The sequence below is a fragment of the Myroides albus genome, from assembly GCF_024722315.1.
GTDB lineage: Bacteria > Bacteroidota > Bacteroidia > Flavobacteriales > Flavobacteriaceae > Flavobacterium > Flavobacterium album_A.
Genome location: NZ_CP102754.1, coordinates 221,368 through 243,181, shown reverse-complemented (window position 1 = coordinate 243,181; position 21,814 = coordinate 221,368). Strand labels below are relative to the sequence as shown.

The following is a 21,814-nucleotide window of genomic DNA, read 5'->3' as shown; positions in this document are numbered from 1 at the left end:
AATGAAATTAGATGCAAAAATACCTCAAGGACCATTAGAAGATAAATGGTCTAACTATAAAAAAACTGCTCGCTTGGTGAATCCAGCGAATAGAAAGAAATTAGATATCATAGTAATTGGTACTGGATTAGCAGGAAGTTCTGTAGCGGCATCTCTTGGAGAGATGGGTTATAATGTAAAGTCATTTTGCTTTCAAGATACTCCACGTAGAGCGCACTCTGTTGCTGCTCAAGGAGGGGTGAATGCTGCTAAAAATTATAAGAATGACGGAGATAGTATCTACCGTATGTTTGTAGATACGCTTAAAGGAGGGGATTTCCGAGCACGTGAAGCGAATGTTTACCGTTTAGCTGAGTGTTCTGTAAACTTGATAGATCAAGCAGTAGCTCAAGGTGTGCCATTTGGCCGTGAGTACGGTGGGTATTTGAATAACCGATCTTTTGGAGGAGTTCAAGTTAGTAGAACGTTTTATGCAAGAGGACAAACAGGACAACAATTGCTTTTAGGAACATATCAAGCATTGATGCGTCAAGTAGATAAGAAGACAGTTCAGCTGTATTCTTCTCACGAAATGTTAGATTTGGTTACTATTGATGGTAAGGCAAGAGGAGTTATTGTTAGAAATTTAGAGACAGGTGAGATAGAAAGACATGCAGCACATGCTGTTGTATTGGCAACCGGAGGATTTGGTAAAATTTACTATTTGTCTACATTGGCAATGGGATGTAATGGTTCTGCAATTTGGAGAGCGCATAAAAAAGGAGCATTCTTTGCCTCACCAAGTTGGACTCAAATACACCCAACTTCACTACCTCAATCTGGCGGGTATCAATCTAAACTGACCTTGATGTCAGAATCATTGAGAAATGATGGACGTATTTGGGTTCCCAAAAAAGCGGATGAAACAAGAGTTGCGAATGATATACCAGAAGATGAAAGGGATTACTACTTAGAACGCCGTTATCCTGCTTTTGGAAACTTAGCTCCGAGAGATATTTCATCTCGTGCAGCCAAAGAGAGAATAGATGCAGGGCATGGAGTAGGAGCATTAAAGAATGCTGTTTATTTGGATTTTTCTAAGGCAATTCGCGAGCAAGGACAAGCAAAAATTGCTGAGAAATATGGAAACTTATTTACCATGTATGAAAAGATTACTGGTATTAATGCCTATAAAGAGCCGATGATGATTTCGCCTGCAGCTCACTTCTCTATGGGAGGATTGTGGGTAGATTATGAATTAATGACAACTGTTCCAGGGTTGTTTGCTTTAGGGGAGGCTAATTTTGCGGATCACGGAGCAAATCGCTTAGGAGCAAATTCATTGTTACAAGCATCTGTAGACGGTTATTTCATTGCTCCATATACAATTGCAAACTATTTAGCAGATCAGATTAGAGTAGGAGCTATTTCAACGGATCATCCTGAGTTTGAAAAAACGGAAAAAGAGGTAAGAGAGAAGTTAGATAACCTATTGAATATCAAAGGAACAAAAACAGTCGATTATTTCCATAAGAAATTAGGAAAGCTATTATATGACTATTGTGGGTTAGCAAGAACAAAAGAGGGATTAGAATACGCTATTGTAGAAATCAAGAAGTTAAGAGAAGAATTTTACAAAGATGTTCGCATTCCTGGTGAATCTAAGACAATGAACTCCGAGTTAGAAAAAGCAGGTCGTGTAGCAGACTATTTGGAAATAGGTGTATTAATGTGTTACGATGCTTTAACTCGAGAGGAGTCATGTGGAGCTCACTTTAGAGAAGAATACCAAACGGAAGATGGAGAAGCAAAACGAAATGATGAACAGTATCAATTTATTTCTGCTTGGGAATGGCCTGGCGGTTTAGATCAGGAGCCAATCTTGAATAAAGAAGAGTTAGTATTTGAATTTGTTAAACCAACTATCCGTAGTTATAAATAATATATATAGTCTATGAAATTACATTTAAAAATATGGAGACAAAAAGACCGTAAATCTGAAGGTAAGCTTGTAGATTATACGCTCGATAATGTCAATACTCACATGTCTTTTTTAGAGATGTTAGATACTTTGAACGAGGAGTTGATCTTAAAGAATGAAGAACCAGTAGAGTTTGATCACGATTGTCGTGAAGGGATTTGTGGTCAATGTGGTGTTGTGATTAATGGAAATGCGCATGGTCCTTTAAAGAATACAACTACTTGTCAATTGCATATGCGAGAGTTTAAAGATGGAGAAACGATTTTGATAGAGCCTTTTAGAGCTGCGGGATTCCCAGTAAAAAAGGATCTGAAAGTAGATCGTTCTGCATTTGATAGAATTATATCTTCTGGAGGATATGTGTCTGTGAATACAGGTCAAGCACCAGAAGCAAATACAATTCCCGTGTCACATGAAGTAGCAGAAGCGGCATTTGATTCTGCAGCCTGTTTAGGATGTGGAGCCTGTGTGGCTACTTGTAAAAATGGTAGTGCGGCATTGTTTACTGCTGCAAAAATTACACAATTAGCTATTTTACCACAGTCAAAAGAAGAACGAAAACAACGAGCACTGCGCATGATATGGCAAATGGATCAAGAGGGATTCGGTCACTGTTCAAATACTGAAGCGTGTGAAGTAGAATGTCCTCAGGGAATCTCAGTACTTAATATTGCACGTATGAACTATGAGTATAATCGAGCAAGCTTTTTGAAGTTTAAAAAGAAATAATCTATGAACAATTTGTTTAGATCAATTCAGAGAAAAGGGATTGCACTTGGGATTTTGTGTTGCAGTGTATCACTTTTTGCTCAAGAAAAAATAGTGACTGACACCATTCAAGTTTTTGAAGAAAAAATTATTCTAAATCCTGTAGAGACAACTTATCCTAAGTTTAAAGTTGGAGGTGTGTTTCAAGGTAGATATTTGAATAATTTTAAAAATGGTGTTGATATTGACGGTCTGCATCATAGTGATGGAGAAGGAACGAGTAATTCATTTGACTTAAAGAGGATGAGGGTTTCCTTAAATGCAACTGTCATGGAGAACCTTGAGGTAGTCGCATTGGTTAATTTAGCTGATTTTAAGCAAGATCCTAAACACAAAGTTTTGGAGAATGCTTATGCTAAATACACCTTTAGTCGCTACTTACAAGTTCAAATTGGGCAATTTAGACCTTTGTTTGGATTAGAAGAAACCTATCCAGCAGATGTTCTGAAATCGATTGACTATTCAAATTCATATTATTTGTATTCAAGTAATGGTTGGACGAGTTTCCAGGTAGGTGCTGCTTTAACTGGTAGTGTAGATTTAGGTAAAGTACCGATGAGTTATGGACTATCAGTGACCAATGGAAATGGAAGGAATAAAACCGATTCAGATAATGGAAAACACTATTCTTCAAGACTATTGTTCAGTTTAGATAAAGAACATGAATTGAATGTTGGAGTTAGTGGAGGAGTGGGAGAAGTTCAAAAAGAGACAATCTATGCCGTTGGTTTAGAAGTTAGTGCCAAGTTGCCAATAAATGATCGTTGGTGTTTTGATTTTCAAAGTGAGGCAAAACAAGGAACCAACCACAATTTGTATTATAGCACTGCACCAGAAATGCGCTTTGGGGAACTTAATGATTATGTCATGAAAAGTTTTTACATCTTGCCTAATATACGCTATGAAATCGGTAAGAAGCACTTCGAAGCAGTTGAATTTGCCTGTCGTTATGAATATTTAGATGAAAACTCAAAAGTAAACTCTAATGGTAGACAAACTTGGGTACCTATGCTTAGTTTGGAGTTTCTAAAAAATTATGCCGCAAGAATACAAGTTGGAATGCAAATAGATAATTTTAAACAGAGTGTAAAAGATAGCAAGGCATATAATTCAAATCTTGCTTTCATACAGTTCCAATGTAGATTTTAAGAGGTTTAAGTTGGACGAAAAGATTGAATAATTCATTATAAAGTTAAATAGGTCGTTTATATTACTGGGTATTAGTAGTGTGTATTTCAATAATTAAAACAGCTGAACAACTTATTAATAATTGTTTTTTATTAAATTTAAACTCATTATCCTTTCTGGGGTAATGAGTTTTTTTTATTGTTTGCATTATGGAAAGAAAAGAGAAGGTAGTTGTTTTTTGGTTTAGGAGAGATCTGCGAATAGAAGATAATGTAGGTTTGTATTTCGCTTTAAATTCAGGTTATCGCGTACTGCCGTTATTTATTTTTGACAAAAGTATTCTCGCTCGCTTTTCTCGTCGAGATGATGCTCGAGTGGATTATATTCATCAGGCGATTAACTCTCTAAATAACACTTTAAAAGATTATCATACTTCTGTCATGTGTTTGCATACAACAGCGAGTGAAGCTTATGATAAACTATTTGAACAATACGATATAGCGGCAATTTATTGTAATGAAGATTATGAACCAACGTCTATTGACAGAGATAATTTGATTGCAAAGAAGGCGTCATCTCGCAATATTTCCTTTTTTCAGTATAAAGATCACGTTATTTTTAAAGGAGGTGAAATATTGAAGAGTGATGGAACTCCCTATCAGATCTATACTCCTTATGCTAAAATGTGGAGAGTAAAATTAGATGATCGAGCGTTATTTGACTATACGACTATACTTTGTCAAGAGAGTTTTGTTTCCGTAGAAAATGACTTGCCTACTTTGGAAGAATTGGGGTTTGAAAGGTCAAGTTTAGATTATACTCACCCTATTTTAGATGAAGGGATTATCAGTAACTATGATAAGAATAGAGATTATCCAGCTATTGAGGGTACTACTCGCTTGGGCATAGCTTTGCGATTTGGAACGATTTCGATTAGAAAATGTGTGAATTTCGCTTTACATCACAATGAAGTTTGGCTAAAGGAGTTGATTTGGCGAGATTTTTTTAGTCAAATTATGTATTTGTTTCCACAGGTAGTTAACTCTTGTTTTAAAGATAAATACGAGCGAATTAATTGGAGAAATAACGAAGAAGAATTTGACTTATGGTGTAAAGGGCAAACTGGATATCCATTAGTTGATGCAGGGATGCGAGAGTTAAATGAAACGGGGTTTATGCATAACCGTGTAAGAATGGTAGTAGCGAGTTTTTTGACTAAGCACTTGTTGATAGATTGGAGGTGGGGAGAAGCTTATTTTGCACAGTATTTATTAGATTATGATTTAGCATCTAATAATGGAAATTGGCAGTGGGCTGCTGGATGTGGCTGTGATGCAGCTCCGTATTTTAGAATATTCAATCCACTGGAACAACAGAAAAAGTTTGATAAAACGGGAGTTTATATTCGAAAATGGGTGCAAGAATTTGATTCTTTAGACTATAAAAATCCTATAGTAGATAATAAAGAAGCAAGGATACGTGCGATTGAAACGTATAAAAAAGCTTTGATTTGATAAAAAAACAGGTGAAAATCGGTTATTGGTGTAATAATTGCTTATTTTTAAGAAACTAAAACTAGTATAGAATATGAAAACAATTCAACGCAAGATTGCCAAAGTATTATTAGTAGGAGCGATTGCCTTAATAGCTAATGACGCTTTAGCATGTACTCGAGTAATGTATAAAGGGCCAAACAATACGATATTAACAGCTCGTTCAATGGATTGGAAAGAGGAAATCATGCCTAATATTTGGGTATTTCCAAGAGGGATAGAAAGAGTAGGAGAGGTAGGAAAAGCCTCTGCGAAATGGACAGCAAAGTACGGAAGTGTGGTAACCTCAGCATTTGATTTAGCTACGACAGATGGGATGAATGAAAAAGGATTAGTAGCAAATATCCTATGGTTAGTTGAATCTCAATACCCAGAATATAACCCAAATGGTAAAGATAAAGGAATAAGCTTGGCAATGTGGGCACAGTATGCCTTAGATAACTATGCTACTGTTGCTGAAGCAGTAGTCGATTTACAAAAGAACCCATTGGTAGTAGTAACTGCAAATACACCGGGTCGTACTACATTAGCAACAGTTCACTTAACAGTATCTGATGCAACTGGAGATAACGCTGTGTTTGAGTATATTGATGGAAAGTTAAATGTATACCATGATCCTTCGTATACAGTGGTAACTAATTCACCAACTTTTGAAAAACAATTAGCTATTAATAATTATTTGAGCTTTTTGCCAGGAAATAAGAATTTGCCAGGAACAGGAAGATCAGAGGATCGCTTTGCCAGAGCGAAGTACTATGCAACAGCGGTAGAACAAAGTGATGATGAGAAATTGTCTGTAGGGGCTATTTTCAGTGTTATTCGCAATTGTTCGGTACCTTTTGGAGTACATATTGACGGTGAGCCAAATTTATCTTCAACAAGATGGAGAACAGTTTCTGATCAAAAGAATTTAGTTTATTACTATGAAGATCCTATTTCTTTATCACCTATGTGGTTAGATTTAAAAACACTTGATTTTAGTAAAGGACAGTCTGTTAAAAAATTGCAAGTAGCTAATGGTGAGCAATATTTTGGATTAGCAAATGCACAATTGAAAGATAGTAAGCCATTCCAGTTTTTGGGAATTTAAGGACAATATTGGTTGTAAAGGTTAACCTAAACTACGCATGAGCTAAATACTGAAATGCAATTCTACTTCATAGCTCCTTTATTAGTTCTTAAGCTATCCTATTGTATGCTTATATCGCTAATTTAGACCTATTTTGTAGCAGTACTTTTCGTATCTGTGGCTTTCGCGTATGTTGCGAATTACTTATCTTGATTTTAATCTTAGCCTATCTCGTATAGGAGATGGGAGAGTAATGAATATATTGTAAAAGAGACTATCTTTTTTGATAGTCTCTTTCTTTTTTACCACAATCCAAAAGATTGGGAATCATTTTGGCTAATCTCTTTAGCATTTACTTTGTCAAGTATATCGATGATTTTTTTAAATGTCATTGTCTGCTCATATATTAATTCTTTATCTAATTTATCGATATCTCCATTGGGCATTTCTTTGCATAAATAGTCTGGTGCAGGAACTAAAGATATGGTTGGAATACCTACTTGATACAATGGTTGGCCTTCTCCGAAATAGAATGTATTATGTGGGCGAAGAGTCATTGTTCGAACCTTGTTTCTTGCCTCAAGAGCTTTTAAATAAATTGCATCCATTGTTTTATTGGAAGTGTAAACTAATTCTAAATCAATAGGATTTGTTTTTGAATAAGCAGTGTGTTGATTGTTATCCTTCCATTCAGAACTTCCCAGATGCTCTATTGTCAAACCTGCAATAGCTTTTTTGTGACTATCTACTCCATCCCATAAGTAAGGGTGATCTTTGAGCCATTTTGACGTTGCTTGCCTGTGGTTTATACCAAACTGGGGTAGCTGAAAATGTCCAGTAGCGAATACAAAGATTAGCGTTCGATTTCGCTTTTCTTTTGGTAAAGCACTATAGTATTTGGCAAGCTCAATTAAGGCTATTGCTCCGTTTTCTTCTATAGCATTGGGGCCATCGGTATGTGTGTTTATTATAATTGCCTCTTGTGAGTTTTTTCCTTCTATTATTCCATACAAAGTAGAGGATTCACTATCAGGGGTAATATCAGCTTCTAAAACTAAGTTAATTGATTTATTTTGTTTGGCTAATTCTTTTAATCTTTCCCCTTGTTCTTGATTAACCCATAATGTAGGACAGTGAAACAAAGGAGTAGTGAAAGGCAAGTATTGGTTAAGTGCATTTTCACCAGAGAGGTTCTTCCAAACACAGATTATACCTAATACATCGTTATCATGAGCTTCTTGTAAATCAGGGCCATTCAAAACTGATGCAATAACTGTATTTTCTATTAGAGTAGGGAGATGAGTATCTGTTGGATATAAACTTCTTTTACGAAAGAGCATGGATCTTGGAACAGGAGGTATGCTTACTTCAAAAATGGCAATTTTACCCTTTGCATTTTTCAATTTAGATTTACTATTCCCTACGTATTCTAAGGGGGCAGTGATTCCTTTAGCCTCTGTTGAACCCGAATAGGGATAGTAAAATGAGGTAGGGATAATTTCTTTGTTATTGAGGGAATCTATAGTTTGTAATTGCCATTTTTTAGCTTCCCATTTAGTAAAGTTTATTTTATCTTCAAATACTTCAATATTACATTGGTCAAATTTAGTGCGAATATACTCAACGAAATGAGCATGAGCAGCATTACCTGTATAACGAGGACCTAAGTTGTTTAACTCTTCCAAATGCTTCCACAAAGAATCTCTATTAGGCAATACTTCTGAATATTTCTGTTCAAGTAAAGTATCAGCTTTAAAATCATAGTTATATACCTTTGTGTTTGACGAGCAATTGATTAAAATGTAATTGATGCCAATGATAAGTAAGATACTTAAAACTATTAATTTGAAAATTCGCTTCCCTTTTTTCTTAGTCATATCACGTTAATTTTAGCGAAAAATGTTGTTGCTGTGAAAGATATAAAAATAATGATTAATACTGAGTTTAAGTGAATTATTGGGTTGTGAACATAAAATAAAAGATAATTAATTCTCTTTTGGCAGTATTTTATCCGTATTTATAAAGAAGCTTTTTTAAACGAGTTTATTTATTAGATACTAAAAGGGATGAACAATCTGCTCATCCCCTTTGTATTTTACTTTTTAAACCATTTTCCAAGAAGTTTGCTAAGATAGTTTTTGTCTTGGTATTCTTCGGGCAGTTCCATCTTGTTTTCTTTTAAAAGATTGAGGTAGTAAGCTAACTTTTCTTGATCGATAGCATCGCCTTCATGGGCATATATATGTATCAGGTCATAAATGGCATTCGTACAATTATTTTGAATAGCTTTCTCCAAGAGAGGGATTGCTTTTCTTACATCTTTTGTTACTCCATAACCATAGCAATGCATTCTACCTAATAGGAGTGATCCCAGTCGATCCTCTTGCTTGATGTCTTTTTTAATGTGTCTCAGAGCATTATTGTACTCGCCTAAAAGGTAGTAACAATCGGCTATATAGTCCTCAATATAGTTGTCGTTGTTCTTGATTCTTTTAAAGTAATATAGGGCTTTATTGAAATCATTCTCAATGTTGCCCTGTCCAAAATAGTAGATAATAGCAGCATTATATTTAGCTGTTTCATTACCTAATTCTGCTCCTTTCTCATAGTATTCTAAAGCTTTTTTAATGTCTATTTCAGTTCCTAAACCATATTCGTACATATATCCAATATTGGTAATAGAGTAAGGATTGTTGTGTTGTTCTGCTATGTGAAATAACTTTAGAGCCTTGTTGTAATCGAGGTAATCAGGCTCAGTTAAGTATTTGTATCCTAAGTCTTGGAGTAGGTCGCTGTGATTTAATTCTTCTGCAAAAAACAAGAGTTGATCATATAAAGCGATTTCCTCTTTTTCAAGAAACTTTTCTCTGATCCAATTTATTTTAAAGTGTGAGATAGGTTGGTAATCAGCAATAGTGATACTTGATTTTACACGTTGAAAATAGTTGTTGAATAGGGCATATTCTTGGTCCGTGTCATACGTTAGAATGCTGTATAAAAGTAACATGACACTATTGGAGATGGAGTGGTATTGATTGTTTTTATAACTATATACCGTGTCATCTTTGTAGATAATAATAACTTCTTGTTCTTCAAATATTTTGTGAAGAGTAATAAAATTACAATCGTAAACGAAAGTGTCAACTTGTTGATCGAAATCAATTAGAGCCCATTTTTCATTTAACTTGACAGTAGCTTTGTTGTTGTTTAGTACTTTAATGTAATCAAAGTTCTCATAAGGCACAACCCACCTTTGGCTTTGACTATCGTAAATTCCCTTTTTCTTACCATGAGAAAAGTAGAGTTGGTGTTGTTGTAAATTGATGTCATAAAAAGTGTACTGTTCAACTTTACACCTAAAAGGTTCAAGTGTGTATTGTTTTGACTTTAAGTTAAAGATACCTTTCTCTGCCCCTTTATTAACAAGGATGTTTTGGTCAGTTAATTGAGAAACACTAACTAAGTCATCTAAGATCACATTTGCACTGTAATCAATAAGTGTTTTCTTTTTTGGATAGTTTAAGGATGGTATTAACAGGGTATCTTTGACGTAACTTTCTTCAACGTCAGCGTAGTTAAATTCTCCTAAGTAATTAAAGGTAGGGCTATAAAAGCTATACTTTTCTCCTTTCTGTGAGCAAAAATGACTGTAGTGGTATTCAAATAATGAGGAACTTGTAAAGTTAGTACACTGTTTGCCTTTTTCATCGAAAATAGCATATTTACTTCCATTAAACACATTGTAGTAAGTTGCATTTATTAACTCAATGTCTTTGTGTTGCGATGGTATAATGTAGCTTTGAGTTTCTATATTGATTAGTCCCCAATGTTCATTTGTACAGACAGGAGCTAAATACTCCTCTATGTGAGTATCTTGATTGTCTTGATCAAAAATATAGTTAATGTGAGGAGATCTAACATCATCAAATTTTGCTGGTATGATTATGTTTCCTTTTTTATCAATAAAACCATATAAGTTGTTTTCTTGATAAATAGTAATCTTAGCGCCTTCTTCAAAGTCGTTTATATATTCATAAATAGGAGGGGTGATGATCTCTCCTTTATAATTTTTTAGGCCAAATAATCCATTGTCTTCAAAGACAAAACAATCAAGATCGAGTTGACTTTGGTCTTTTTCAAGCCAATCCCAACCGTAGTTTGCATAATCGTTATTGATGTGTTCTACTAAAGAAGCACCAGTTCCAAAGTGATAAGTGTAAGCAGCTGTGTTTTCAATATATTCTTTGCCATAAGCGTAATTAAAAGTAGTTACAAACTCATGGATAAGTTCATCAATGCTTAAACTTAGTTCTTCGGACTGCTTTTTGTGACTGCCAACTTGCATATTATAAACATCTGAAGCATCTAACAGTATGTAGTCATAAGGTAGATTCTCAAAGTAGTGCAATTGCTTTTCATACGCAGTTTGATATTCTTCTAATTTGGAAGGATATACAATGTGTTCTTCTACGAGCCATTGGTGAAACTCTTTAAATAGAGGAAGTGCTTTCTTAATATTAAAATATAAGTCTTTATTCTTGCGGATACCGAAGTTTTTTAATTCCTCTTTAGTTATGGGATTACTAAATAGAGGAAAAAAGAAAATGGGAATTACATAGTTCCATTCTCCTATTAGTTGAGTGTCGTAAAAATCTTTGTCTAAAGATACGTTGTAAACATATAAGCGATGTGCCATTGAGTGCTCTTATTTAAAAAGCTAAAGTACATAAAACGGAGATAAATGTTCTCCATGAAAAAAGCGATATTTCGTAAGAAATACCGCTTTTCGTAATAGAGTTTTAAAAAAAATTATTATGAATTCATGTGTTTGCTTATATCAAAATTAAGACCTTGTGCAATACGTGTACCTAACTCTACATCTGCTCTAAACCAATGACAAAGTTGTCTACCTATAATTTCATTGCGTTTAGGACCTTCAACACCGCTCATAGAAGCTACAATATTGTTAATTGTATTTTGCTTTTCTTGGTCAGTCATAATGCGATATAGGTTACCTGGTTGGCTAAAGTGATCATTTTCTCCTTCAGCATTTCTGTCAAATCGATCAGCTACCTCACCGTATATTCTTTGTGCTGGTTCAGCGTAACTTTGATCAACAACTATATCATCAAAACTATTAGGGAAATAATTTGGTGAATCTTCTCCATTTCCATCTACACGCATGTATCCATCACGTTGATAGTTGTTAGTCATAAAAGGACAGCGATTTACAGGGATTTGCTCGTAGTTAGTTCCTAATCTATAACGCTGTGCATCTGGATAAGAAAGAATACGCCCTTGTAACATTTTATCAGGTGAAAAACCAATACCGTCTACAATATGAGTCGGAGCAAAAGCTGCTTGTTCAACATCTTGGAAGTAGTTGCGTGGCATTCTGTTCAATTCCATAACCCCAACATCGATTAGTGGATAGTCAGAATGAGGCCATACTTTCGTAACATCAAAAGGGTTAACAACAGCTTCATTCGCTTGTTGTTCTGTCATTACTTGAATTTTTAAATTCCATTTAGGGAAATTTCCTTCTGAGATATTTTGATATAAATCGCGTTGAGCATAATCCATATCCGTCGCTCTCATTTGATCTGCTTCTGGACCTGTTAAGTTTTTAATTCCCTGTGCAGTTTTGAAATGGAATTTTACATAAACTCTCTCATTGTCGCTGTTTATCATTGAGAAAGTATGACTTCCATAACCATTCATATGTCTAAATCCAAAAGGAGTCCCTCGATCAGACATTAAAATCAAAACTTGGTGTAAACTTTCAGGGTTTAATGACCAAAAATCCCACACCATTGTAGGTGACTTTAAGTTAGTTGCTGGATGTCTTTTTTGAGTGTGAATAAAGTCTGGGAATTTCTTAGCATCTTTGATAAAGAATACAGGAGTATTGTTACCCACTAAGTCCCAATTCCCATCTTCAGTGTAAAACTTTACTGCAAATCCTCTTGGATCTCTTTCAGAATCAGCAGATCCTTTTTCACCACCTACAGTTGAAAAACGTACAAATACATCCGTTTGTTTTCCTACTTCTGCAAATAGTTTAGCTTTAGTATATTTTGTAATATCATTAGTAACGGTAAAAGTACCATAAGCTCCAGAACCTTTAGCGTGAACAATTCGCTCAGGAATTCGCTCTCTGTTGAAATGAGCTAATTTCTCGTGTAAAATGTAATCCTCTAATAAAACAGGACCTCTTGCGCCTGCTGTTAATGAATCTTCATGATCTACATATGGTCTTCCCGAAGCCGTAGTTAATTTTTTATTTTCCATAATCTATTTGTTAGAAGTTTATATCTTTTTTCTTGGTACAAACTTAGCGCGATAAGTTGTTGAATTATAGTCTATTTGATATTATGAATCGATACTGTTATAAGTAAAACTTATAATTAAATATTTAATAATAGTTTTATCTTATTTAATAGAATCAAATAATAAATACAATAATTAAGCCATTAATGATTAGATGTGTTTGATTTTTTTATTTATTAAAGGAATATATCTTGTAGGGGAAATACTTTGAAATATTTATCTTTAGGCCTATTAAAAAGGTATGTTTTTATTTAATCGATTTTGATACATACAAGAGAATAGATATTCTTTTATTAGAACGACTCAAACTGAATCTCCTCAGTTTGACTTGTTATTAGAGAAGGTAGATGCCTTAAATGTGTGGCCAGAATATATTTTAAATGACCGCATAAATATGGAGTATTGGGAAAGGATTTATTATGAGTTTCCTTTGTTTCAATTTTTTCTAATGGATGGTGATGTTTTAGTAGCCAATGGCAATTGCGTACCCTTGTATTTGACCAAATCTGAGCGCCAGAATTTATCCGATAGGGGATGGGATTGGGCTTTAGAAAAGGCTTTTATTGACAAGGATAAACAGTCAAAGGTTAATACACTTTGTGCACTTCAAATAGCGGTCAACAAGAATTATCAAGGTCAGGGGATAAGTAAATTGCTTTTGAGATTCATGAAAGCAATAGCGAGAGAACAAAAGTTGAAAGATTTTATTTTGCCAATTCGCCCAAGTATGAAGCACTTGTACCCATTGCAAAGAATGGAAGATTATATGCAGTGGATTAATGAAAAAGGGCAACCTTACGACTCTTGGATCAGAACTCATTTGAACAATGGAGCTAAGATAGTTAAAGTTTGTAAGGAGTCTATGTTCGTTGATGGTACTGTAAAACAATGGGAAGAATGGACGGGGTATACTTTTCAATCGTCAGGAAAATATATTATTCCCTTTGCATTAAACCCTATAGAAATAAGTATTGAAACAAATAGAGGAGTTTATATAGAGCCTAATGTATGGATGCAATATAATTTGGACGATTAATTGTGTATGAGCATTAAAACTATTGTAGTTTTTAGGTGGTTGTGCTAACATATATTCAGTAAAACGTCAATTAGAAATAACATATGTGAAAACGCAAAGAGCTATACTTTAATTAAGTATTTAGAGTACTGCTTTAGGGCTTTTGCGTTATTTAAGCTATAGAATATCAATGCGCCACAAAAATACATGACACAGTCAATCCAGTCCCCAGTATATCTTTCGTTGTTTTGAGGCAAATACCATTCAAAATAGAAACAGTAATAGAATGTAGTAATTAATATAAAACTCAAGGGCAATTGCAAAGTTTTATTGCGTTTGACCTTTCTGTATGTGAATAGGCAAATGCTAAGGACAAGGGGTATCGTTAAAAAATCATTTACATAATTATTTATCCATAACGGAAGAGTGATATCTGCTTTTTGTAGTCCATAGATTATTGCTGCTATGCAACAACTGATATAAAAAAGTTTTGTTTTCATTTAAAAGGATAAAACGACTCCTGCTTGCTTTATAGCAAAGGAGTCGTTTAGGAACTGATTAAATATAATAAACTCAAATTTGCTTTTTTTTGTTAAGCTGCGATAAAGCCAATGATATAAGCAATACCAGCCATAATAGAAACTCCAACAATCCAAATAGAGTGGATAATTAGGGCTGTGATGCGTATCAAAGGATTCTGGTGTTTTAACATCTTACGAGTAAACTTTTCAAATTTTGTAGGTTCAGCATTTATTTCTTTTTGAATTCTTTCTTCAGTAACTTTTTGTTGTTCCAATTGACGTCGTAAAACAAGGTTGATGACTTCCCCACAGTTTACGCAATAATCGCTATTAAGATTTTCAGTTTTACACTTTTGACAAGTAATATAATGCTTACTCATTATTAGTTTTTTTAGAGATTAATTCTTGTTGTTGTTTGACTTAGCAAAGTTCAATGTAATAAAAGTGTAAAAAAAGACCTCTTTTTGCTCAAAACTGGTCTAAAGCAATCCTTTTCTGTATAATCGGGGTGAACAACCTACTTTTCTTTTAAAAAACTTTCCGAAAAAAGAAGTGGAATTAAATTGAAGAATATCTGATACTTCAGAAATACTCAGCGATGTATTGCTCAATAGTAATTGAGCTTCTACAATAATAGCATCATCAATTATTTGTCCTATGGTTTTACTTGTTATTTCTTTAACGACTTTAGACAAGTAGCTTTCAGATACACAAAGGGAACTTGCATAGTAACTTATTAATCGCTCGGTTTTGAAGTGTTTTTGCAGTAATTCAAGAAACTTTATGGTCAGAATTTCTTTTCTTGATAGATTTCTTTTTAGCGTGTTATAATTGTACTGACTTGTATCGAGGAGTTCTAATAAAAGTAGTGAAAACAAGTGCTTTATCGCTACTTGTCGATTCGTAAGGTGGCTTTTTTGATTGTTTTTACGATCGATTAAGGTACAAAGGTTGTGTATATTGTTTTTTTGCTCTTGATTTAAAGAAAGCTTATTAACCGTATTGGGAGCTAAGAGGATAAATGTGCTTTTTTCGTTTTGTGAATGTGTGTTTTCAAAAGCAAAAGACTTGTCAAAGCTAATAGCAGTAAAGTTTATATTGTCACTAAACTGTCTAAAGTGAATAACCATTTGAGGAGGAATAATCGTTATTGTGTTTTCTAATAAAGTATACTTTATCAGGTTAATTTCTAAATTTATTTGTCCTTGGTTAATTAAAAGCAATGTAAAATTATTACTTCGATAGGGATATTTTAAGGGGTTTTCGCTAAAGGAGCTGTGAAAATCTATATAAATACCACTTTCTTGGTAGTCTCGTCCCAAGATATCAAGTAACTCTTTTATAGAGTAATTGTTTATATTGTCTACAGGAGTCATCTTTTTTTTGCAAAAATAGGCAAAAGCTTTTTTACACAGCGTTTTCTTTGATGAGGTATTGCTTAAGTGGTTTTTCACAAGTAAATAAATACACTTTTGGGTTATTATGCTTATTTTTGAAATAAAGGTTTTAGTATGGAAATAAAGAAGGTGTTTAGCGTTGTTTTTTTACTTGTATTGACTTTGCAAGGGTGCTCATACAAAACAACTTATCAACCAATCGAATATTCATCAATGGTTAATGATAAACCTCGCATCGTTGAGCAAAGCAACAAATATATCGGTGTTTTTGATAAAGGAGATAGAATCATAGATCCTACGCCACTAAATATTACGGAAGATAAAGTCAACTTTACCCATACAGATCGAAAGTTTTTTACTGTTGTTCACAAAGAGGATACCTTAGTTGTATCAAATCGAGAGATTGATTTTAGAAAGGTTCACAATTTTAGAGATTTAGGTGGTATTCCTACGAGTGAAGGTCGTTATACTAAATGGGGAAAGATATACAGAAGTGGTCACTTGCATAAATTAAACAGTAAAGAAAAAGAGAAAGTAGTTTCATTGGGAATTACTACTATTATTGATTTAAGAACAGACAAAGAAATAGGAAAGAAACCTGACAAGACTCCAAATTCTCTAACATATCACAATTATCAAGCATATGATGATTCTGAAGATATGTTTAGCAAAACAAAGAAAGATGTTTTAAAAGGAAAGTTGACACCAAGTCAAGCAGATAGCTTAGTTGTGGAGTTTTACAGTTTGTATCCAACACACGATATCAAAAAGGTAAGGGAGATAGTTTTAACTATTTTAGATAACACAGAGTCGACCTTGTTTCATTGTTCTGCAGGAAAAGATCGAACGGGAATGATTGGAGCTATTTTATTGAGTATTTTAAAGGTAGAGCAACAAGTAATTATAGATGAGTATCTCCTTTCTAATAATTACCGTGTCGAAGAGGTAAGCAGTCGTATGAAATTGGCTAAGTTTGGCAAGTTTTTATATCCAAAGATAAATTATCAAGTAATAGAGAATTTCTCCTGGATAAAACCTATGTATATTCAAGCAATGTTTGATGGTATTGCTAAGGAATACGGTTCGATGGAAAACTATATTTTGAATGGATTGCAAATTGATAAGGAAAAGCAAAGAGAATATATAGAAAAATACACGCAATAAATTATTAATTGGGTATGATATGTGTATCTATATTGGACAAAATTTATTATTATGAGAAATAGAATAATTACTTTGATATTTTTGTGTTTATCTCAATGGATGAGTGCACAGAGCTTTAGCGAAAAGATAGGCACTCTTATGCAACTGGTAACAGAAAATGAGGTTGATACTCTTGCAGTGAAAGAGCTTGTCAAGACCATGGTTCCCAATGGAAAAGAGTTTAAGGAGAATCCTATGAACTACAGTATGTATGATCGATTAGAAGGAGATATGTTATACTATACTTCTTATAAAACAGCAGATGAAGATAGGATGTCAATTGAAAAATTGAAAATGAATGATAAGCCTTATTACAGTATCCGATTTTTAGTAAGTAGTTCATATACCATTGAGAAGGATGGTAGTATTAAATATGATCAACCAGATTATGAATACAATAGTGATTACGAATCAGTGAAGAAGTATTGTACACGTGCAATGAGTTATAAAAACGGTAAAGGAAATGCAGAGGATGCACCATTGTTAAGTTGTATTTATACAAATCCTGAGAGTAAACGCAGTTTAATGTATTGGGTAGTTTTTGATAACGCAGTGAATGATAAAAAGGGAAATAGAATAAAAGAGTTTAAAATTCAGGATGTTGAACTTTGGAGATAAGTAAATGGATAAAATAACACATAGAATAAATCAATTAGTTAAGTTTTCATCTTTTTTACTGCTTGTCGATGTATATGCCTTATTGAACTTTACAATCATGGATAGCATTGTGGTGAGTAACGTCTTAAAGGGGATTCATTACAAGCGCTCTGATTTAGTGCATTTAGAAACAATTAGTGTTTATTTGAATCAGTTTCACCTTGTTGTAGGTGTCTTTTTTGTAGTAACCTTTTTAGCCTGGTTTTTTAATGCATTCAAGAATTTGCAAAAACTGGACACGGTGTTTTATGAATCTAAGTACTGGACTATTTTAGCTTGGATAGTTCCCGTGTTTAATTTGTTTTTGCCCTTTACTATTTTAGCGAAGATGTGTAGACGTAGCTATTTGTATTTGAGAAAGAATCAAATTAGTTACGGAAAGAAGTACCCATTTAGTCTATTTGTATTATGGTGGTTTATTTACGTTGTTTTCATTTTGATTAACTTGTTTCGAAATGTTCTGTTAATGTATGGTGGATTCAAGTTTTTGTCTGATTTGAATGTTTATATGCACCTACTAAATTTTATAGGGGTTTTAATCTGTTTTAATTTTGTGCGTCATTTTATTCGACTACAGTGTTTGATGAGCAGTGTTCTACCTGAAAATGAAGAAATAGCAGAATAAAGAAACAGGTTGTTAAAAAAACTATTTTACTTTTATAAACAATGGCTGTAAAACAAGATTTTTTACAATTAATAGCATCTTTAGGACAGGACTACGTAGAGCAAGGTTTTGTTAGTTCTCAAAAAGGGCAAATGCTCAAAAAGAGATCTAAAGACAGTGAATTGGAATTACAGATAAGATTTCAACCTGTCGTATTAGAAAAAAGTGGTGATATTCAAGTTAATTGCTTTTTTGCAGTGCAAAGCGAGAGATTACAACAATGGCGATTTAATAAGTATAGAAGTAAGGATAATGCAATAGCTACACTTTTGCTTGTTTCTGTAGTAGATTTACTTCCTCCTGACGCAAAGGTAAATACGTGGGTTCTCACTAGTGTTAATAAAGAAAATCTCTATTTAGAAATTAAAGAAATGTTATCTAAATATTTAGCCCCTTTACTTTTCATTTTTGAAGAAACATTACTTGCCGTTGAATTAATTTCAGAGAAAGGATGGAGGTTAACTGATGATATGAATATACAGCAGTTAGCTTTTCCTATTGATTTTTTATTGTGTTATACAGATATAAAAACAGTTGAAAGGGTTTTTAATTTATATTTGCAGAGAGAAGGTTTAGTATCGCATGCCAAACGAGTTTACAAAGAAATGCGATCTTCAAAATACATGGGATTTATTGAGAGTACTAAAAAAGAGAATAAAGTTTTTCAATTGGCTTTTCTCAATGGATTGCATATTTATAATTAACTTGATTTATGAAACATAAACGTTTTTTAGTATACGGGGTAAGTAAAGGTTTGGGTAATGCTATTATAAATAGCATACCAGAAGATGATGATAAAGTATTTGGTGTTTCCAGAAGTAAACCTTTACAAACCAAAGGCGACTTTGTTTGGATTCCAGCGGATTTATCTAAACCTGAAGAAGCTGTCTTGAAGATTAAAGAAACCATTCACGATACAACTTTAGACTGTATTATTTATAATGTTGGAATATGGGAACAAACAGCGTTTTCTGAGGAGTATGATTTCGAAGGATGTTCTTTTAAGGAAATAGATTCAATTGTACAAACAAATATTACGGCTTGTATCATGGGTTTACAGGCGTTTATTGCTAACTTAAGACTATCGAGTAATGCTAAAATTATTTTGATAGGATCTACTTGGGGATTAGAAAACCACAAGGGAAGTGAAGTTGCTTTTTCTGCAACTAAATTTGCTTTAAGAGGAATCGTACACAGTTTAAGAGAATCACTGCGCAAAGATAAAATAGGTATTACGATTTTAAACCTTGGCTATCTTGCAACTGAGTTTGATATAAGTGTACCTACTGAAGAAGTTATAGAAGAAACGCAAGGAGCTCTAATCCCTCTTTCTGATGTCATATCAGCAATTAAGTTTGTACTTAGTACTACTAATGCCAGTTGTGTAAAGGAGATTACCATACCAGCCATGCTTGACGAAAACGTGTAAGACTCTACCAAAAAGACTGGTAGTTCTACAATTTAATCAATCAGATAGGCAAAACAAATCTCTTAGAAATTTACTGCTACTATCGAATTTAAAGCTGATTGACACTATGGTGTAGAATACTTAAAACTATTTCTATTTCGTCTTTGTCAAGATGTCCAAAGCCAAGGCGTGTAGCCCTAATGTCTTTATTTTGGTATAAGAGTGTTTTAGGGATACTCAGATTGTTATTGAGTGCAATTTTCATCAGATTGTATAGGTTAATTTCTTTATTCCAATTTACCCAGACAGCCAATCCTCCAGACGGTTTATTGAATGAGATTTGATCTGGAAAATATTCATTGAGTAATTTACAAAAGTAATTGCGTCTTTCCTGATATACTTTGGTGGCCTTTTTTAAATATCTACTTATTTCACCTTCTTCAATTAATTCTGCTAAGACCTGTTGCATCAGAATATCTCCTTGTGGATTTATTACGTTTAAGTGCTTTTGCATTTCGTGTATCACATCCTTTGGGGCAACTATAAAACCCAATTTAAAACCAGGGATAAGTGAATGGCCAAATGAACCTGTATAGACAACCATTCCATTTTTATCAGAACTTGCAAGGGGAACAATTGGGCTCTTGTCATAGTGAAACTCATAGTCATAATCATCTTCTAATATGACAAAACCATATTTGTTTGCTAAGTGAAGTAGTTGAACTCTTCGTTGAGGGCTAAGTGTAACTGTTGTGGGATAGTGGTGATGAGGTGTAATGTAAAGTAGTCTGATCTTGTGTTTTTTACATAAATTCTCAACGTGTTGAATAATAATACCTTCCTCGTCAACTCCAGCAGTAAGTACTTTTGCACCTTTGTTTTGAAAAGTCATATTACTTGAAAAATAGCTTAAGTCGGTTACTATGATTTTATCCTCTTTGCTTAGTAATGTCTCTGCTGCAATATAGAGACTCATCTCACTGCTATTGGTGATTAGTATATTTTGAGTATTGATTTGTAATCCTCGAGATAAGTTGAGATAATTTGCCATATTTTTTAGAAAAAAGGCATTGTTCTCATAACTGCTATTGTTTAATTTCTTCTTATTGGTCTTTCTTTTTATGCTGGCACTGTAAAATGACGATAATTGATTGATTTGAACTAATCTATTGTCAGGAGTACCATCTGTAAAATAGTATTTTGTTGTTATTTTCTCATAAGGGCTATCTAATATATTAGATTGTTTAAAAGCAAAGCCAGCTTTATCTGGATAAATAGATGAATATTGCTCAAAAGAGTTTTTTAATTTGACAGGAGTATTCTTCGTTTTCTCTATAACGAAGGTTCCTTTATTGGCTTTACTTTCAATCCAGCCTTGAGCCTGTAACTCATCATAAGCAGCAATAACTGTATTTCTATTGATTTGCAGTAGTTCTGATAGCTTTCTTGTACCCGGTAGTTTAGTTCCTTTCAATAAATAGTTTCTCTGTATAGCATTGCTAAATTGATTGGCGATTTGCATATAAAGAGGAGTATTCGATTTTTTATCAATCTGGATAAAACTCAAAAAAGGTATTTTGGTTGGACTACTCATGTTTAGATTTAAAATAGAATTGACAATGGTGGAAATTTACGAAGTTATTTTGGTTATTGCTTTAAAAGTGATTTGTCTTTTGTAAATTGAAGTAAATGACATACTAAAAAATCCCGATATAATTTTTAACCTATGTAAAAAAAAGTAGGTGAATATAAGCGAAATTTGCACCGAATTTTAAAAGCATAAAATGAATTGGTTATTATTGATTATCGGTGGGTTATTTGAAGTAGGCTTTACTTTCTGTTTAGGAAAAGCAAAAGAATCAACAGGTAATGAAGCAATCGGGTGGTATATTGGCTTTTTTATAGCAATGACACTAAGTATGGGCTTTTTAATTAAAGCAACACAATCCTTGCCTTTAGGTACAGCATATGCTGTTTGGACAGGTATCGGCGCAGTAGGAACTGTTATTGTGGGAATTTTGTTTTTTAAAGATCCTGCTACATTTTGGAGGTTGTTTTTTATCACAACTTTAATTGGGTCGATTATAGGATTAAAGTTTGTTTCTAATTAAAAAAAGATGGGATAATTCGGATTTTAATTG

Annotated in this window: 18 protein-coding genes; 12 read left to right on the top strand and 6 right to left on the bottom strand. The window is 33.5% G+C overall.

The genetic code is table 11. The annotated features are described in order from the left end of the window. Position 1 precedes the first annotated feature (1 nt). The 5 genes from NWE55_RS01170 (at position 2) to NWE55_RS01150 (ending at position 6,499) form a co-directional block, all read left to right on the top strand. Positions 2–1,921: a fumarate reductase/succinate dehydrogenase flavoprotein subunit gene (locus NWE55_RS01170; RefSeq protein ID WP_155092773.1), complete on the top strand. Its 1,920-nt coding sequence runs from the start codon at positions 2–4 to the stop codon at positions 1,919–1,921. A 12-nt stretch (positions 1,922–1,933) separates the two neighbouring features. Beyond that, positions 1,934–2,689, top strand: a complete 756-nt coding sequence (locus tag NWE55_RS01165) for a succinate dehydrogenase/fumarate reductase iron-sulfur subunit (protein ID WP_155092774.1) — start codon at positions 1,934–1,936, stop codon at positions 2,687–2,689. Positions 2,690–2,692: 3 nt separating this feature from the next. Further along, positions 2,693–3,877 (top strand): porin, encoded by a 1,185-nt coding sequence (locus tag NWE55_RS01160; RefSeq protein ID WP_155092775.1) that lies wholly within the window; start codon positions 2,693–2,695, stop codon positions 3,875–3,877. A 188-nt stretch (positions 3,878–4,065) separates the two neighbouring features. Continuing rightward, positions 4,066–5,370, top strand: coding sequence for a cryptochrome/photolyase family protein (locus tag NWE55_RS01155; RefSeq protein ID WP_155092776.1), 1,305 nt, complete (start codon positions 4,066–4,068; stop codon positions 5,368–5,370). Between the two features lie 73 nt (positions 5,371–5,443). Beyond that, complete coding sequence (locus NWE55_RS01150; protein WP_155092777.1) at positions 5,444–6,499, top strand: linear amide C-N hydrolase; 1,056 nt, start codon at positions 5,444–5,446, stop codon at positions 6,497–6,499. 281 nt (positions 6,500–6,780) lie between these two features. Here NWE55_RS01150 and NWE55_RS01145 read toward each other — a convergent pair whose 3' ends face one another. From NWE55_RS01145 to NWE55_RS01135, 3 genes are all read right to left on the bottom strand, one after another. After that, on the bottom strand, positions 6,781–8,355 hold the full coding sequence (locus tag NWE55_RS01145) for a zinc-binding metallopeptidase family protein (protein ID WP_155092778.1): 1,575 nt from the start codon (positions 8,353–8,355) through the stop codon (positions 6,781–6,783). 218 nt (positions 8,356–8,573) lie between these two features. Then, entirely contained in the window at positions 8,574–11,174 is a 2,601-nt protein-coding gene (locus tag NWE55_RS01140) for an SEL1-like repeat protein (RefSeq protein WP_258204471.1), read from the bottom strand. 116 nt (positions 11,175–11,290) lie between these two features. Then, positions 11,291–12,769 carry a catalase gene (locus NWE55_RS01135; protein WP_258204470.1) on the bottom strand — a complete coding sequence of 493 codons (1,479 nt, stop codon included), beginning with the start codon at positions 12,767–12,769 and terminating at the stop codon, positions 11,291–11,293. 367 nt (positions 12,770–13,136) lie between these two features. Here NWE55_RS01135 and NWE55_RS01130 point away from each other — a divergent pair, with 367 nt between their 5' ends. Next, positions 13,137–13,844 (top strand): GNAT family N-acetyltransferase, encoded by a 708-nt coding sequence (locus NWE55_RS01130; RefSeq protein ID WP_196216226.1) that lies wholly within the window; start codon positions 13,137–13,139, stop codon positions 13,842–13,844. Between the two features lie 571 nt (positions 13,845–14,415). Here the strand turns inward: NWE55_RS01130 and NWE55_RS01125 are convergent. Together NWE55_RS01125 and NWE55_RS01120 are read right to left on the bottom strand one after the other, a co-directional pair. Continuing rightward, positions 14,416–14,724, bottom strand: a complete 309-nt coding sequence (locus tag NWE55_RS01125; protein ID WP_155092781.1) for a hypothetical protein — start codon at positions 14,722–14,724, stop codon at positions 14,416–14,418. Positions 14,725–14,823: 99 nt separating this feature from the next. Then, entirely contained in the window at positions 14,824–15,720 is an 897-nt protein-coding gene (locus tag NWE55_RS01120; protein WP_155092782.1) for a helix-turn-helix domain-containing protein, read from the bottom strand. A 135-nt stretch (positions 15,721–15,855) separates the two neighbouring features. On the opposite strand from NWE55_RS01120, the gene NWE55_RS01115 reads away from it, so the two are divergent. From NWE55_RS01115 to NWE55_RS01095, 5 genes are read left to right on the top strand one after another with little or no spacing between them, the layout of a single operon-like run. Then, positions 15,856–16,905, top strand: a complete 1,050-nt coding sequence (locus tag NWE55_RS01115) for a tyrosine-protein phosphatase (protein ID WP_155092783.1) — start codon at positions 15,856–15,858, stop codon at positions 16,903–16,905. Positions 16,906–16,956: 51 nt separating this feature from the next. After that, positions 16,957–17,562, top strand: coding sequence for a hypothetical protein (locus tag NWE55_RS01110; protein ID WP_155092784.1), 606 nt, complete (start codon positions 16,957–16,959; stop codon positions 17,560–17,562). A 4-nt stretch (positions 17,563–17,566) separates the two neighbouring features. Then, complete coding sequence (locus NWE55_RS01105) at positions 17,567–18,226, top strand: DUF4328 domain-containing protein (protein WP_155092785.1); 660 nt, start codon at positions 17,567–17,569, stop codon at positions 18,224–18,226. Positions 18,227–18,267: 41 nt separating this feature from the next. After that, a complete protein-coding gene (locus tag NWE55_RS01100; protein WP_155092786.1) occupies positions 18,268–18,969 on the top strand; it encodes a hypothetical protein in 702 nt (233 codons plus the stop codon). Positions 18,970–18,977: 8 nt separating this feature from the next. After that, a complete protein-coding gene (locus NWE55_RS01095; protein ID WP_258204469.1) occupies positions 18,978–19,694 on the top strand; it encodes an SDR family NAD(P)-dependent oxidoreductase in 717 nt (238 codons plus the stop codon). 88 nt (positions 19,695–19,782) lie between these two features. On the opposite strand, the gene pdxR is transcribed toward NWE55_RS01095, so the two are convergent. Further along, positions 19,783–21,267 (bottom strand): MocR-like pyridoxine biosynthesis transcription factor PdxR, encoded by a 1,485-nt coding sequence (gene pdxR / locus NWE55_RS01090; RefSeq protein WP_155092788.1) that lies wholly within the window; start codon positions 21,265–21,267, stop codon positions 19,783–19,785. Positions 21,268–21,457: 190 nt separating this feature from the next. Here pdxR and NWE55_RS01085 point away from each other — a divergent pair, with 190 nt between their 5' ends. Then, positions 21,458–21,784, top strand: a complete 327-nt coding sequence (locus tag NWE55_RS01085) for a DMT family transporter (RefSeq protein WP_155092789.1) — start codon at positions 21,458–21,460, stop codon at positions 21,782–21,784. Positions 21,785–21,814 lie beyond the last annotated feature (30 nt).

Coding starts and splice junctions, on each gene's coding strand:
- NWE55_RS01170 (WP_155092773.1), top strand. CDS start 2: ATGAAATTAGATGCAAAAATACCTCAAGGACCATTAGAAGATAAATGG.
- NWE55_RS01165 (WP_155092774.1), top strand. CDS start 1,934: ATGAAATTACATTTAAAAATATGGAGACAAAAAGACCGTAAATCTGAA.
- NWE55_RS01160 (WP_155092775.1), top strand. CDS start 2,693: ATGAACAATTTGTTTAGATCAATTCAGAGAAAAGGGATTGCACTTGGG.
- NWE55_RS01155 (WP_155092776.1), top strand. CDS start 4,066: ATGGAAAGAAAAGAGAAGGTAGTTGTTTTTTGGTTTAGGAGAGATCTG.
- NWE55_RS01150 (WP_155092777.1), top strand. CDS start 5,444: ATGAAAACAATTCAACGCAAGATTGCCAAAGTATTATTAGTAGGAGCG.
- NWE55_RS01145 (WP_155092778.1), bottom strand. CDS start 8,355: ATGACTAAGAAAAAAGGGAAGCGAATTTTCAAATTAATAGTTTTAAGT.
- NWE55_RS01140 (WP_258204471.1), bottom strand. CDS start 11,174: ATGGCACATCGCTTATATGTTTACAACGTATCTTTAGACAAAGATTTT.
- NWE55_RS01135 (WP_258204470.1), bottom strand. CDS start 12,769: ATGGAAAATAAAAAATTAACTACGGCTTCGGGAAGACCATATGTAGAT.
- NWE55_RS01125 (WP_155092781.1), bottom strand. CDS start 14,724: ATGAGTAAGCATTATATTACTTGTCAAAAGTGTAAAACTGAAAATCTT.
- NWE55_RS01120 (WP_155092782.1), bottom strand. CDS start 15,720: ATGACTCCTGTAGACAATATAAACAATTACTCTATAAAAGAGTTACTT.
- NWE55_RS01115 (WP_155092783.1), top strand. CDS start 15,856: ATGGAAATAAAGAAGGTGTTTAGCGTTGTTTTTTTACTTGTATTGACT.
- NWE55_RS01110 (WP_155092784.1), top strand. CDS start 16,957: ATGAGAAATAGAATAATTACTTTGATATTTTTGTGTTTATCTCAATGG.
- NWE55_RS01105 (WP_155092785.1), top strand. CDS start 17,567: ATGGATAAAATAACACATAGAATAAATCAATTAGTTAAGTTTTCATCT.
- NWE55_RS01100 (WP_155092786.1), top strand. CDS start 18,268: ATGGCTGTAAAACAAGATTTTTTACAATTAATAGCATCTTTAGGACAG.
- NWE55_RS01095 (WP_258204469.1), top strand. CDS start 18,978: ATGAAACATAAACGTTTTTTAGTATACGGGGTAAGTAAAGGTTTGGGT.
- pdxR (WP_155092788.1), bottom strand. CDS start 21,267: ATGAGTAGTCCAACCAAAATACCTTTTTTGAGTTTTATCCAGATTGAT.
- NWE55_RS01085 (WP_155092789.1), top strand. CDS start 21,458: ATGAATTGGTTATTATTGATTATCGGTGGGTTATTTGAAGTAGGCTTT.